The organism is Pseudoalteromonas sp. S1650 (assembly GCF_005887195.1).
Lineage (GTDB): Bacteria > Pseudomonadota > Gammaproteobacteria > Enterobacterales > Alteromonadaceae > Pseudoalteromonas > Pseudoalteromonas simplex.
This window is the reverse complement of the sequence record NZ_PNDF01000051.1, coordinates 23,227-37,419: the sequence shown is the minus strand read 5'-3', so window position 1 is coordinate 37,419 and position 14,193 is coordinate 23,227. Positions and strand designations below refer to the sequence as shown.

At 42.9% G+C, this 14,193-nt stretch carries 16 protein-coding genes; 12 read left to right on the top strand and 4 right to left on the bottom strand.

The genetic code is table 11. From position 1 onward, the window contains the following. Positions 1–252 precede the first annotated feature (252 nt). Positions 253–1,425 (top strand): NRAMP family divalent metal transporter, encoded by a 1,173-nt coding sequence (locus tag CWB80_RS15730; RefSeq protein WP_407681615.1) that lies wholly within the window; start codon positions 253–255, stop codon positions 1,423–1,425. A 128-nt stretch (positions 1,426–1,553) separates the two neighbouring features. On the opposite strand, the gene CWB80_RS15725 is transcribed toward CWB80_RS15730, so the two are convergent. Genes CWB80_RS15725 through CWB80_RS15715 form a run of 3 tightly spaced genes read right to left on the bottom strand, consistent with a single transcriptional unit; the run spans position 1,554 to position 3,877 of the window. After that, positions 1,554–2,741: a vWA domain-containing protein gene (locus tag CWB80_RS15725; protein ID WP_138599732.1), complete on the bottom strand. Its 1,188-nt coding sequence runs from the start codon at positions 2,739–2,741 to the stop codon at positions 1,554–1,556. 1 nt (position 2,742) lies between these two features. Then, complete coding sequence (locus tag CWB80_RS15720; RefSeq protein ID WP_054551135.1) at positions 2,743–3,591, bottom strand: AAA family ATPase; 849 nt, start codon at positions 3,589–3,591, stop codon at positions 2,743–2,745. A 52-nt stretch (positions 3,592–3,643) separates the two neighbouring features. Continuing rightward, on the bottom strand, positions 3,644–3,877 hold the full coding sequence (locus CWB80_RS15715) for a DUF1653 domain-containing protein (protein WP_502705010.1): 234 nt from the start codon (positions 3,875–3,877) through the stop codon (positions 3,644–3,646). Positions 3,878–3,940: 63 nt separating this feature from the next. On the opposite strand from CWB80_RS15715, the gene CWB80_RS15710 reads away from it, so the two are divergent. From CWB80_RS15710 to rpoS, 11 genes are read left to right on the top strand one after another with little or no spacing between them, the layout of a single operon-like run. Then, complete coding sequence (locus CWB80_RS15710) at positions 3,941–4,423, top strand: DUF2947 domain-containing protein (RefSeq protein WP_138599731.1); 483 nt, start codon at positions 3,941–3,943, stop codon at positions 4,421–4,423. Positions 4,424–4,482: 59 nt separating this feature from the next. After that, a complete protein-coding gene (locus CWB80_RS15705) occupies positions 4,483–5,115 on the top strand; it encodes a hypothetical protein (RefSeq protein WP_054560904.1) in 633 nt (210 codons plus the stop codon). A 22-nt stretch (positions 5,116–5,137) separates the two neighbouring features. Further along, positions 5,138–5,428 carry a cell division protein FtsB gene (gene ftsB / locus CWB80_RS15700; RefSeq protein ID WP_054551139.1) on the top strand — a complete coding sequence of 97 codons (291 nt, stop codon included), beginning with the start codon at positions 5,138–5,140 and terminating at the stop codon, positions 5,426–5,428. After that, positions 5,418–6,119 (top strand): 2-C-methyl-D-erythritol 4-phosphate cytidylyltransferase, encoded by a 702-nt coding sequence (gene ispD / locus CWB80_RS15695; RefSeq protein ID WP_054551140.1) that lies wholly within the window; start codon positions 5,418–5,420, stop codon positions 6,117–6,119. Before ftsB ends, ispD begins: the two co-directional genes overlap by 11 nt. Further along, a complete protein-coding gene (ispF, locus tag CWB80_RS15690) occupies positions 6,116–6,598 on the top strand; it encodes a 2-C-methyl-D-erythritol 2,4-cyclodiphosphate synthase (RefSeq protein ID WP_054551141.1) in 483 nt (160 codons plus the stop codon). The genes ispD and ispF overlap by 4 nt, the downstream gene beginning before the upstream one ends. Then, positions 6,595–7,623, top strand: a complete 1,029-nt coding sequence (truD, locus tag CWB80_RS15685; RefSeq protein WP_138599730.1) for a tRNA pseudouridine(13) synthase TruD — start codon at positions 6,595–6,597, stop codon at positions 7,621–7,623. Before ispF ends, truD begins: the two co-directional genes overlap by 4 nt. Further along, entirely contained in the window at positions 7,624–8,388 is a 765-nt protein-coding gene (gene surE, locus CWB80_RS15680) for a 5'/3'-nucleotidase SurE (protein ID WP_138599729.1), read from the top strand. After that, a complete protein-coding gene (locus CWB80_RS15675) occupies positions 8,378–9,016 on the top strand; it encodes a protein-L-isoaspartate(D-aspartate) O-methyltransferase (protein ID WP_054551144.1) in 639 nt (212 codons plus the stop codon). Before surE ends, CWB80_RS15675 begins: the two co-directional genes overlap by 11 nt. A gap of 11 nt (positions 9,017–9,027) precedes the next feature. Beyond that, positions 9,028–9,606: a YqaA family protein gene (locus CWB80_RS15670; RefSeq protein WP_054551145.1), complete on the top strand. Its 579-nt coding sequence runs from the start codon at positions 9,028–9,030 to the stop codon at positions 9,604–9,606. A 42-nt stretch (positions 9,607–9,648) separates the two neighbouring features. Beyond that, positions 9,649–10,473 (top strand): peptidoglycan DD-metalloendopeptidase family protein, encoded by an 825-nt coding sequence (locus CWB80_RS15665; RefSeq protein ID WP_054551146.1) that lies wholly within the window; start codon positions 9,649–9,651, stop codon positions 10,471–10,473. Between the two features lie 60 nt (positions 10,474–10,533). Continuing rightward, positions 10,534–11,517 carry an RNA polymerase sigma factor RpoS gene (gene rpoS, locus CWB80_RS15660; RefSeq protein ID WP_054551147.1) on the top strand — a complete coding sequence of 328 codons (984 nt, stop codon included), beginning with the start codon at positions 10,534–10,536 and terminating at the stop codon, positions 11,515–11,517. A gap of 86 nt (positions 11,518–11,603) precedes the next feature. Here the strand turns inward: rpoS and mutS are convergent, their stop codons facing one another. Next, positions 11,604–14,177, bottom strand: coding sequence for a DNA mismatch repair protein MutS (gene mutS, locus CWB80_RS15655; protein ID WP_138599728.1), 2,574 nt, complete (start codon positions 14,175–14,177; stop codon positions 11,604–11,606). Positions 14,178–14,193 lie beyond the last annotated feature (16 nt).

The following is a 14,193-nucleotide window of genomic DNA, read 5'->3' as shown; positions in this document are numbered from 1 at the left end:
TTATGTTTTTTTTTTTTTTGTTTATTTTTTTATTATATGGTATATTTCTTATCTTATTATTATTGTTTGATATTTTCTATTTTTCTTTATTTTTTTCTTGCTTAACTTGCTAACTTGCTAACTTGCTCTGCTTCCAATCTCACCTAAAACGCTGTAAGTTGCTTGTAACTAAGAATAAAACACACACAACTTATGCAATCAGCAGTATCAAATTGGCAGTCTAAATTAAATGCTTTAGGGCCGGGGATTTTAATGGCTACAGCCGCCATTGGTGGCTCACATCTAGTAGCATCAACACAAGCCGGGTCGTTATTCGGCTGGCAGCTATTTTGGCTAATCATTGTAGTTAACGTATTGAAGTACCCATTCTTTCGATTCGGTATGGAGTACACCCTTGCGACCAAACAAAGTTTAGTTGAGGGCTACAAGAAAAAAGGACCTGGGTATTTCTATAGCTTTATTGCGCTTAATATAGTCGCCGCCGTAGTGAATACTGCGGGGGTTTTATTATTAACGGCCAGCCTACTGCACTATGCATTACCTGTCACAGTTTCTGTAACCTTATTATGCTGGCTGATTTTGGCTGTGTGTTTGCTCATTTTATTATTAGGGCACTTTAAGGCGCTCGATAACGTTTCAAAGCTCATTATGGGGCTGCTAACAGTTACCACTTTAGCTGCGCTAGTTGTTGCTATTAATAATGGCCCAATGGCACCGGTTGACTATGTGGGGCCGTCGCCGTACGAACTTGCTATGCTCGGCTTTATGGTCGCTCTCATGGGCTGGATGCCTGCGCCTATCGAAATATCATCAATTAGCTCACTGTGGTTAAAAGAAAAGCAGCACCAACAACCAGTGACAAAACAACAAGGCTTGTTTGATTTTAATTTGGGCTACTGGCTTACCGCAGCACTTGCGTTAGTGTTTTTCTCATTAGGCGTATTAGTGCAATATGGCCAAGCACAAGCAGTGCAATTAGGTGGAGTCGCCTTTGCCAAGCAGCTAATTGATATGTATGCCCTCACCATGGGCGAGTGGGCAAGGCCTCTGGTTTCAGGTATCGCTTTTTTATGTATGTTTGGCACCACGCTTACGGTACTTGATGGCTACGCGAGAACATTAAATGAGTCGCATAAACTGCTACCGATTAAACAATCTAAGCACAGTTTAAATATGTGGTTATTACTACAAGCATTTTCTGGCATGGCAGTGATTTTATTCTTTAAATCAGCCCTTGGCCCAATGCTCACTTTTGCTATGACCCTCGCTTTTGTTACTACTCCAGTATTTGCGTGGCTGAACTTTAGTTTAGTGCGCTCAGAACCCAGCATTCATCACTCACCTTTATTACGCACCCTAAGCTGGCTAGGTTTGGTTTACTTAGTGGGCTTTGCGCTGGTGTTTTTGGTTTGGAAGGGAATGTAAATGGGAGCTGTCAGCTTTCAGCCGTCAGTTTATAGCTGATCGAGAAGGGGCTTAGTTATTTGTATTTATAAACAATTATAACTTTACATTCATTTCTCAGCTTTTATGCTGTTTGACGGCTGATAGCTCTAACTCAACTCCCTAATCGCATTACTAATCCCATCTAGCGTGAGTGGGTACATGCGGTTATCCATTAACTGCTTTATAAAATCAATTGATTGATAATAGCGCCAGTGTTCAACGGGCTGTGGGTTGAGCCAAGCGACTTTATCAAAGTGATTGGTTATGCGGTTTAACCAAGCGCTACCGGGCTCTTCATTCCAATGCTCAACGCTGCCACCGGGGTAGGCGATTTCGTAAGGGCCCATGGTGGCATCGCCAACAAAGATCACCTTGTAGTCGCTGGTGAACTTGTTAATCAAGGTCATGGTATCAATGACGTTTGAGTGACGACGCTCGTTGTCTTGCCAAACATGCTCATATAAACAGTTATGAAAATAGTAAAACTCAAGGTGTTTAAACTCGCTGTGGGCGGCGCTAAATAGCTCTTCGCAGGTATGAATGTAATCATCCATTGAACCGCCGATATCAAACAACATCAATACTTTTACCGCATTATGGCGCTCTGGTGCCATTTTCACATCGAGCATGCCGCCTTGTTTTGCGGTTGCGCGGATGGTTTCGGTTAAATCGAGAGTATCACTTGCACCAGTACGGGCAAATTTACGCAGTTTTTTTAGAGCGAGTTTAATGGTGCGCGAGCCGATTTCACGGTCACTATCAAGGTTTCGGTAGCTGCGTTTATCCCACACTTTTACCGCACGGCGATGTCGGTTACCGTCTTGGCCTATGCGCACACCTTCAGGGTTATACCCATAGGCGCCAAATGGTGAAGTGCCACCGGTACCCACCCACTTATTGCCCCCTGCATGGCGCTTTCGCTGCTCTTCAAGGCGTTGCTTGAGGGTTTCCATGAGTTTATCAAGGCCGCCCATGGCTTGTAATTGCGCTTTTTCTTCTTCGCTTAAGTGTTTTTCAAACTCTTTGCGCAGCCAATCATCAGGCAAGGCATGTTGCTGTTTTAAGCTTTCGAGCAGATCAAGGTCGGCCACGCCACTAAAATAATCTGCAAAGGCTTTATCAAAACGATCAAAGTGGGTTTCATCCTTGACCATGATGGTACGCGCTAAGTAATAAAACGCGTCAACATCGGCAAAAATAACCCCTTGCTTGAGCGCATTGATCAAATCAAGTAGCTCTCGCAAACTAACAGGTAAGCGATATTCGCGAAGTTTAAAGAAAAACGCAATTAACATCTTAACGGCGGCTCATAAACGCAAGTTTTTCGATTAAGCTAATGTCTTGCTCGTTCTTCAATAGTGCGCCAAACATTGGCATTAAGCCGCCTTTTTGGCTTTTATCATGCAGTGTTTTAGCGTCTATATCTTCGGCCATCAGTAGCTTTAACCAATCGAGTAGTTCGCTGGTTGATGGCTTTTTCTTAATGCCATTTACGTCACGTAGATTAAAGAACACCTCAAGTGCTTGGCGAACTAAATCTTGTTTAACATGCGGGTGATGTACATCGATAATTTGTGCCATTTCTTCACTACTTGGAAAATCAATGTAATGGAAAAAACAACGACGTAAAAAGGCGTCTGGCAGTTCTTTTTCGTTATTTGACGTAATGATCACAATCGGACGTTGCTTTGCAATAACTCGCTCGCCAGTCTCATAAACATGAAACTCCATTTTATCGAGCTCTAATAGCAAGTCGTTGGGAAATTCAATATCGGCTTTGTCTATTTCATCAATCAATAGCACAGGGCGCTTGTTATGTTGCTCACCATAGGTAAAGGCTTGCCATAATTTCCCCTTTACAATGTAGTTGCTGATATCGTGCACACGCTCATCACCTAACTGGCTGTCGCGAAGACGAGATACCGCATCATATTCATACAGGCCTTGCTGCGCTTTAGTGGTTGATTTGATGTGCCATTGAATTAGCGTGGTGTCTAAGCTTTTTGCAAGCTCCTCGGCCAGCATGGTTTTACCTGTGCCGGGTTCACCTTTTATAAGCAGGGGTTTTTCAAGCAAGATCGCTGCGTTAACCGCTTGTTTTAATGAGTTACTGGCAATGTAGTTATCGGTTGAATTAAAAAGCACGATGTCACCTTATCTGGTCTGAGCAGTGATTAATAACGTCATGATGCCACAGTTAGTCGGCGTCTGAAAGGTATGCAAAACGCGGTACCGTTTTGCCCTCTACAGTAACTACTTCTGTAAACATACTAAGTGGGCGTGCCCACATACCAAATTCGCCGTATAGCGCTTGATAAATTACCAGTGGCTCATTCGTTTCGCTGTGGGTAGCAATATATTCAACTTTGTATTTTGGGCCTTTGTAATGTTGGTAAATACCGGGTTTGATTGTCATGTGTTTATCTCGCATCTTGGAGTCATTTGGGTATAATTGCAGTTTGCACATTTTACGCTGAAACAAACTGCCTAAACTATGAATTATATTTCGTTAGATGAATACAAAAAAGCCTGGGTTTTTCGTCATAAAGATATGCCGATAAGCAGCGAAGACGCAGCACAAATTAAACCAATGAGCGCTGAACGCGCTGCGGTCTTATGGACTACTATGGTGAGCCGCGAACATGATCACCCTGACTTTTTTGATAAAACAGATTGGTGCGGCAAAGACGACAGCTTTTCAGAGACCATTAACTGGGAAAACGCATGGGAAGCGGGCGACGAGCAGTTACCTGAAGAAATCCTAAACCACTTAGCGTGGGAAGCTAATACCACTGTTTATTTTTGTATGGCTCGCGATAATATCATTGAAACCAGCTTTGCCGTTTTCAAGCGTTGTTGGCAAAACTTTATGTTTTTAGCTGATGGTAGTTTGTTGTTAGGTAAAAAGCGTGATGCAGTAGTGCAGTTTTTAGAAACTGGTAACGCAAAGTTGGGTAAAAAAGGCGCAGTAAAGTAGCGCTCAATAAACGCTCTATGCTATAAAACAGTCAAGCAATTGTTTTATAAGAGCGCGCATTGTCTAAACCAACTTCACAGAGCGAACACTCGCAACAAGCCGAAATTTGGCAAACTGATGCCGAACGTGCTTTGTATGCGCAGTTATGTAATGCATTTTATGCTCGTGAGATCCCGCGTTTAGTCGATGAACCTGATACTGCAAGGCTTAAACGCTTATTAGCAAGTTTGCCTTACTATATTGAGCGTTTAGCCATGCGTATAGTTAGTGGCGATGCACCATTACAGCTTGATTCACAAAATGGCAGTTGGCTTGAAAAACAAAAAACAACGCCACCTGTTTATAATAAAAAAGACTCAAAAGACTTTTATAGTCAACATGCTAAGCGCGGGTTAATTGTTCCCGTGCTAATTAATGACGAGCAATGTACAACTGTGCGCATAGACAGCTTAGATCAAGTAAGCGACAATAAGGTACATTGCAACGAGCTTGGTTGGTTTGATACTTCAGGTGAATCGCTAGAAAACACGCATATTCAACTGCTTAAGCCTGCAAAGGCAGTGATGGCGGCGGCCTGTTGCGGTCATCAATGGCAATTTAATAAACGCATCACACCTAAGCGTTTGTCATTAAGAGAAATGCTACTAGCAAGCAATATAAATTGGCGTAATTTAAAACGCCCTTTGACTTAATTTAACCGCGAAGGAGTGTTCAATGCGGGTTTTTCAATTCGCCTTGTTATGTTTGGCTTTATTTCTGCAATATCGTTTATGGTTTGGTCATAATGGTGTGCAAGATTACACTCGTCTGAAACAAGCGGTTACCTCTCATCAAGACACTAACGCGAAATTATTAAAGCGCAATACTGTACTTAAAGCAGATATAAAAGATCTAAAGCTTGGTCAAGAAGGTATCGAAGAGCGCGCGCGTAATGAATTAGGAATGATTAAACCTGGCGAAACCTTTATTCGCGTTTTGCCGGGCCAACAACAAAATGAAAATTAAGCAAACTATAACCGCCATTGTTCCCGCTGCGGGGGTAGGGAGTCGAATGCAGCATTCGGCGCCAAAGCAGTATATTGAACTGGCGGGTAAAACTATTTTAGAACACACCCTGAGTAAACTTGCAGAACTTAACGAATTAAACACCATCAAAGTAGCAATTAGCGATGATGACGGCTACTTTGCTGATTTACCACACATAGATAAGCGTATTGAGCGTGTGAGTGGTGGTAAAGAGCGCGCTGATTCAGTGCTTAACGCCTTGCTATCACTTGCTGATAATCCACCTGATTGGGTACTTGTGCACGATGCAGCAAGGCCGTTAGTGTGTTTGGCTGATATTCAGCGTTTAATGACAGAATGCATCGCTGCCAATGAAGGCGGTATCTTAGCGTCAAAAGTAAAAGACACCATTAAGCGCGGTCATACCCACAGTGAGCAAACAGTGCCTCGTGATGATTTATGGCAGGCACTCACTCCTCAGTTTTTCCCTTATCAAGCGCTGACTAATGCGCTATCAAGTGCCCTTAAAAATGGTGTGACTATCACTGATGAAGCATCGGCAATTGAATGGGCTAAGCAGCCTGTTAAGCTGGTTGCCGGTCGCAGTGACAATATTAAAATCACCACCCCAGAAGATTTAGATTTAGCAGCATTTTTACTGCAAAAACAACAAAACGAGAGTACCTCATGATTCGAATTGGCCATGGCTTTGATGTACACAAATTTGGCGGCGAAGGCCCGTTGGTAATTTGTGGTGAAAAAATAGATTACCCACAAGGCTTTTTAGCGCATTCAGATGGTGATGTTGCCATTCACGCATTGTGTGATGCTATTTTAGGTGCATTAGCAATGGGGGATATTGGCAAGCATTTTCCAGACACTGCGAGCGAATACGAAAATATTGATAGCCGAATTTTACTACGCCACGTGGTTGGGCTTGCTAAAGAGCAAGGTTACGTACTTGGCAATGCCGATGTGACGATTGTTGCGCAAGCACCAAAAATGTTGCCACATATTCAAGCAATGCGTGAAAACTTATGCCAAGACCTTGAAGCTGATATTTCACAAGTTAATGTGAAAGCAACAACCACAGAGAAGCTTGGGTTTGAAGGCCGCAAAGAAGGTATTTCAAGCCACGCAGTGGTGATTATGAGCAAACTAAGCGCATGAGTGAGTTAAACTACCTATACGGTAAACCTCTTTCTAAGGCTGACTTTAAAACTCACGCCGAAGACTTCATGGTTGATGAAGACTTAGGTATTGATTTTACTGGTTCTGGTGAGCATGTTTGCTTGCAGGTTGTAAAAAAAGGCGAAAATACTCAGTTTATTGCGAAACGCATTGCCGAAAAAGCAGGGGTATCCCCTCGTGACGTGAGTTATGCAGGCTTAAAAGACCGTCATGGCGTGTGTACACAGTGGTTTAGCGTGCCAGTACCAATTAAAAAGCACATAGAATTTAGTGAACTGAATAACGAGCAATTTTTTGTAATTTCGCAACAGCGTCATAATCGTAAGCTCAGAACGGGTTGCCATAAAGGCAATCGCTTTACCATTACGTTACGCAACGTGACTGAGCCGCTGGATATTTTGTGCCGTATCAACGCGGTGCGTGCAGGGGTGCCTAATTACTTTGGTGAGCAGCGCTTTGGGCATGGTGGTCACAACCTTGAAATGGCAAAGCGCATGTTTGCTGGAGAGCGTATCCGCGATAAAAAATTGCGTGGTTTAGTTATTTCAGCTGCACGATCTTATGTATTTAATGAAATTGTGAGTATGCGGGTTGCCGAGCATGGCCTTGCAAAAACAATGCACCGCGAAGTGTTTATGCTCAGCGGCAGTAATGCATTTTTTGAAGACAACATTAGTGATGACAATATTGCTCGCTTAGCGTCTGGTGATATTGTGATGTCGGCCCCCATGGTTGGTAAAGGCGAAAAAGGCCTGACCGAAACCGAAAAAGTGTGGCTAGAACCTTATCAATCTTGGATAGAGGGCCTTAGCGAACTTGGCCTTAAGAATGAGCGTAGAATGTTACGCCTTATTCCTGATTCATTAGCTGTTGAAACGATTGACGAAACTACTTTAAAGTTAAGTTTTGGTCTACCAAAAGGCTGTTTTGCTACTGCCTTACTGCGTGAGTTGGTGGACTATCAAGATGCAAGCCCCAGAGAACAAAAACAAAAGGATGCGTAAATGAAAATCTTATTGAGCAATGATGATGGCGTACATGCTAAAGGGATTGCGGTTTTGTATCATGCATTAACGCAAATTGCAGATGTGACCTTAGTGGCGCCAGATCGCAATTGCAGTGGCGCAAGTAATTCATTAACGTTAATGAATCCACTGCGTGCAACTACCCTTGATAATGGTTTCATTTCAATTAATGGCACGCCGACTGACTGTGTGCACTTAGGGGTTAACGAGTTAACTGAGCAGCAGCCAGATCTCGTGGTAGCCGGAATAAACCACGGTGCCAATTTAGGTGATGACACCTTGTATTCAGGTACTGTTGCCGCCGCCACTGAAGGCCGCCACTTAGGACTTCCTGCCATTGCTGTGTCGTTATGCTCTAAAGAAGGAAATCACTTTGAAACTGCAGCTGCGATTGCGGTGAGTATTATCAAAGAGTTGGCATCGCACCCATTACCGAAAGATCAAATCATCAACTTAAACGTACCAGATATTCCACTTACTGAGCTAAAAGGAGTTAAGGTAACCCGTTTAGGTTCGCGTCATAAAGCTGAAACCATGACGAAACAACAAGACCCATGGGGCCGTGACATTTATTGGTATGGTACCCTTGGTGCTGAAAGTGATGCAGGTGAAGGCACTGATTTTTACGCCATAAATAATGGTTACGCATCAGTGACCCCGCTTAGTGTTGATATGACAGCGAAAGAAAGTTTACAAGCAGTCGATAGCTGGTTAGCAAATATGGAGATTAATAGTGCTGACTAATTATAATCGCAGCGCACTGGCATTAGCAGAGTTATTGAAACGCGAAGGTGTAGAAGACAGCACTGTGCTTGAAGCGATAGCCTCAACACCCAGACACATTTTTATCGATGATGTTTTACAGCACAAAGCTTATCAAAATACCGCATTGCCAATTGGTCAAGGACAAACGATTTCGCAGCCTTATATTGTCGCACGTATGACTGAGCTACTTCGCTTAGCGGGCGTACGTGATAAAGTGCTCGAAATTGGCACAGGGTCTGGCTACCAAACGGCAATACTGGCAAAAACGTTCACTAAAGTGTGCTCGGTAGAGCGTATAAAAGCACTACAGTGGCAAGCAAAACGCCGTTTGCACAAACTCGATTTATATAATGTCACCATGAAACATGGTGATGGTTGGCAAGGCTGGCAATCACAAGCGCCGTTTGAGGGGATTATTGTTACAGCTGCAGCCGCCACTATGCCACAAGGGTTACTTGCTCAATTGGCTGATGGGGGCGTTATGATTGCACCTATCGGTGAGCAAGATCAGCAATTAATGATGGTCGTTAGAAATGGCGATACTTTCACAGAACATAAAGTCGCACCAGTAAGATTTGTACCTTTGGTACCTGGTGATATTGAATAGGACGTTAAACTTTGAAGTTGTTTACTAAGTTATATGATATGGCACTGGTATGGGCTAAACATCGCCATGCAGAGCGTTATTTAGCAGGGATGAGTTTTGCTGAATCTGTTTTTTTTCCGGTACCACCGGATGTCATGCTAGCACCTATGTCACTTGCTCAACCAGATAAAGCATGGCGTTTTGCCAGCTTTACGACGATTGCTTCAGTGATTGGTGGTATTTTAGGTTACTTACTTGGCTTTTGGTTATTCGAACCTGTGGTCGAGCCGCTGATTGCGCAAATGGGTTGGCAAGCGAAATTTGACACAGCGCTAAGTTGGTTTGAAAACTACGGTGTGTGGGTGGTGTTTTTAGCGGGCTTCTCCCCCATACCTTATAAGGTTTTCACCATAGGTGCTGGTTTGATGCAAATGGCATTTCTGCCGTTTCTAATTGCTTCGGCAATTGGTCGTGGCGCACGCTTTTTCTTAGTGTCGGCTTTAATGAAGTGGGGCGGCGTTAAAATGGAGCAGAAATTACGTCAATATGTTGAAGCGCTTGGCTGGGGATTAGTTGTTTTAGTTGTGGTTGCGTACTTTTTACTGCGATAACCCGTAAAACCATTAAACTCGTACGATAAGGAGCATTTTACGATGAGCAGGCAGATAACAGTCTATGTTACTTTGTTTCTTAGTATTTTGCTCTTTGGCTGTACTTCTCGCGAAGCCCCAGCACCGGTGAGTAGTTTAGATAATAAAGTTAAACCCGCCACACGCAAAGTTAATATCTCAGGTTCAAAATATGTAGTTAAAAAAGGTGATACATTGTATTCAATTGCCTTTAGTGCTCAGCAAGATTTTCGAACCCTCGCAAAAATAAACGATATTCCAGCACCTTATACCATCTTCCCTGGGCAGAATATTTCGCTCATAAAATCGGCACAAAAACAAAAAAAGACGAAAAAATATACGAATTCGAGTAAAAAGTCTACTGTTTCTATACAAAAAAATAACAAAAAATTAAAGAAAGAGCTTGATCAGCCAAAACAACGAGAGTATGTTCAGAAACAAGCCAACAAAATAATTAGTGAAAAAAAACGTAATTCTAATGCAAAAGTTGTATGGAACTGGCCTGCTAAAGGTAAAGTAACGCAACGCTTCTCTAATAAAGAGAATGGCTTTAAAGGGTTACAGATCACTAATAAACAAGGGGCTTCTGTTGTAGCTGCTGCACATGGAACTGTGGTATACGCGGGCAACGCATTGAGGGGGTATGGTAATTTAATCATTTTGAAACACAATGATGATTACCTAAGTGCTTACGCGCACAATTCAAAGTTGCTTGTAAAGGAAAAACAGGAAGTAAAGGCGGGGCAGAAAATAGCAGAAATGGGCAGTTCAGACTCTACGGTTACGGCTTTGAGATTTGAAATTCGTTATCGGGGTCAAGCAGTCAATCCTGCTAAGTATCTACCTTAGCCATTTAGGGTATTGATAAAGTGATTTAGCTCAATCACATATTTGCTCGGGAGGACGCTTATGGGTCACACAGCAAAACTTGAGAAAAAAACTGACGCGATTGACGATAAATTTGATGACACGGTAGTCGAAGAAGAGTCTTCTGAATTACTTGAAGAAGTCGACAACGAAGATGAAATTTTTGCAAAAGAAGAAGTTGCCAAGAATTTAGATGCTACACAGCTGTATCTTGGTGAGATTGGTTTTTCTCCGCTGTTGAGCGCAGAAGAAGAAGTCTATTTTGCTCGAAAAGCACTGAAAGGCTGTGAAGCCTCTCGCAAGCGAATGATTGAAAGTAATTTACGTTTAGTGGTGAAAATTGCCCGCCGCTATAACAACCGTGGCCTTGCGCTACTAGACCTTATTGAAGAAGGTAATTTAGGCCTTATCAGAGCCGTTGAGAAATTTGACCCAGAACGAGGTTTCCGTTTTTCAACTTATGCAACTTGGTGGATACGTCAAACCATTGAACGTGCCATCATGAACCAAACACGTACGATTCGTTTACCTATTCATGTGGTCAAAGAGCTTAATGTTTATTTAAGAACAGCCCGTGAATTAACGCAGAAACTTGACCATGAACCCACTGCAGAAGAAATTGCAGAGTGCTTAGACAAGCCGGTTGAAGATGTTACTAAGATGCTGCGTTTAAACGAAAAAATCACCTCGGTGGATACACCTATCGGTGGTGAAAATGATAAAGCGTTATTAGATATTATCGCCGATGAAAAAGACTATGGTCCAGAAGGCGAAGTACAAAATAATGACATCAACAAGCACATTGTTGATTGGCTTGGAGAGTTAAACCCGAAACAGCGTGAAGTACTAGCTCGTCGTTTTGGTTTACTAGGCTATGAGCCATCAACCCTTGAAGATGTTGGCCGTGAAATTGGCTTAACACGTGAACGAGTAAGACAAATTCAAGTTGAAGCATTACGTCGCTTAAAAGACATTTTGCAACACGAAGGGTTAAGCACAGATAGCCTATTCGACCAATTCACCTGATTTGACAACAATACATAGGCCTTCGGGTCTAGAACACACAAAAAAGCTGACGTTACGTCAGCTTTTTTTATAGCTCTTTTATTGCACTACAGTAACTCTTTTAATTGATACAGTAGTTGGTGTGCTTGTCTTGGCGTTAGGCTATCTGGATCAAGCTGTTTTAAGGTTAATTCAAGCTCTGAAGGTTCATCATCAAAACTTAATGTTTGCTGTTGTTGCTCAATAGGGGCAGTAACAGGTTGATGATTCTCAAGCATTTTAAGCTTTTGTTTTGCTTGTTGGATAACCGCTTTTGGTACACCAGCCAAAGCAGCAACTTGTAAACCAAAGCTCTTGCTTGCTGCGCCTTCAAGCACGGTATGCATAAAGGCAATGGTGTCGTTGTGTTCAATGGCATCTAGGTGCACATTAACCAATCCCGTTTTTTGTTCGGCCAGTTCGGTTAACTCAAAATAGTGAGTTGCAAATAAGGTTTTAGCGGCAATTTTTGATGCTAAATAATCAGCCGTTGCATAGGCAAGCGATAAGCCATCATAAGTCGAAGTACCGCGACCAATTTCATCCATCAGTACCAGTGATTGCGCTGTGGCGTTATTTAAAATTGTTGCTGTTTCGGTCATTTCAACCATGAAGGTTGAGCGCCCTGATGCTAGGTCATCACTTGCGCCAATACGCGTAAAAATACGGTCAATATTCCCAATTTCTGCACTATCAGCAGGAACGTAACAACCAATGTGAGCCATCAAAACAATAAGTGCGGTTTGGCGCATATAGGTTGATTTACCACCCATGTTTGGACCTGTGATAATCAACATTTTACGGTCGTTATTAAGCTCTACAGGGTTGGCAATAAACGGGTCTTTCATTACCTGTTCTACCACTGGGTGGCGGCCCTGTTTAATACTGATATTATCGTTGTCGCACAGTGTTGGCTTAGCATAATTTAGCGCTTGCGCACGTTCGGCTAAATTATTAAGTACATCTAAATCTGCTAAAACTGCTGCCATTGTTTGTAACTGCTCAATGTGCGGAGCAATAAACTCAAAGAGTTGCTCGTAAAGCTGTTTTTCAAGTGCTAGCGCTTTTGACTGGCTACCAAGTACTTTATCTTCGTGCTCTTTAAGCTCAGGGATAATATAGCGCTCATTATTTTTTAGCGTTTGACGGCGAATATAATCGGCAGGAACCAAGTGCGAGTTAGCGCGACTTACTTCAATAAAAAAGCCATGCACCTTGTTATAGCCAATTTTTAAAGTGCTAATGCCTGTGCGTTCACGCTCACGTTCTTCAAGCTTTTCGAGAATATCGGTTGCGCCTTGGCTTAGGGCACGCCATTCATCAAGCTCACTGTTATAACCCGGGGCAATAACACCTCCATCACGAATAAGCACCGGTGGGGTTTCGATGACAGCACGTTCTAGTAAGTCTTGTAGCTCAGGTAATTGCTGTGACTGCGCTATTATTTGACTAATACGCGGATCGTTGGCGTCCAGAAGTAATTCGTGTAATGGTGCCAGAGCTTGCAGTGCGCTACGCAGGCGCGTTAAATCACGCGGGCGTGCTGTGCAAAGCGCTAAACGGGCGATAACACGCTCAATGTCGCCAATTTGCTTTAATGACTCTTGTAGCTCACCACATAATTGCGCATCGATAATTGCACTAATAGCGTTTAGTCGAGAGTTGAGCTCTGTTTTGCTGCGCACTGGTGTATGAATACGACGCTTTAATAAGCGTGAACCCATCGCAGTCGCTGTTTTATCAAGTACTTGCGCAAGCGTGTTTTCGTAGCCGCCTGATAAATTAACTGTTAGTTCAAGGTTTTTACGGGTTGCGGCATCTAAGATCACCGCGTGTTCGTTTTGCTCAAGGGTAATCGCACGAATATGCGGCAGGGCAATACGTTGAGTGTCTTTTACATATTGCATTAAGCAGCCCGCAGCCACCAAAGCAGCGTGTGCTTTGTCTACACCAAAACCAACTAAATCTTTGGTGCCAAATTGGTCGCACAGTAAATGCTGTGCAGTATCTAAATCAAATTCCCATTCTGGGCGACGACGTGCGCCTTTGATATGTTCAATTAAATGCACATTTGCAAATGTTTCACTATATAGCAGCTCAGCAGGGGCTAAACGTTGTAATGTTGAGCTAAATGCTTCATCGGTATTAACTTCTAACACATTGAACCGGCCAGAGTTAATATCTAAATAAGCAATACCATATAGGCCTTGTTTACTTTGCCACACACTGGTTAGTAAGTTGTCTTGGCGTTCTTGTAGCAGCGCTTCGTCAGAAATAGTGCCCGGTGTAACAATGCGCACAACTTTACGCTCAACAGGGCCTTTGCTTGTAGCTGGGTCGCCAACTTGTTCACAAATAGCCACCGACTCACCCATTTGTACAAGGCGAGCTAAATAGTTCTCTACTGCGTGATAGGGCACACCCGCCATTGGAATGGGATCGCCACCGGCTTTACCTCGGTGGGTTTGAGAAATATCAAGAAGTTGTGCTGCACGCTTGGCATCATCAAAGAAAAGTTCGTAAAAGTCGCCCATACGATAAAACAATAAAATATCCCGATGCTCGGCTTTTATTTTTAGATACTGCTGCATCATAGGGGTTTGTTGTTTTATAGTGTGCGGTGCATAAAGATCAAACGACATGTATTTACCCAAAGGC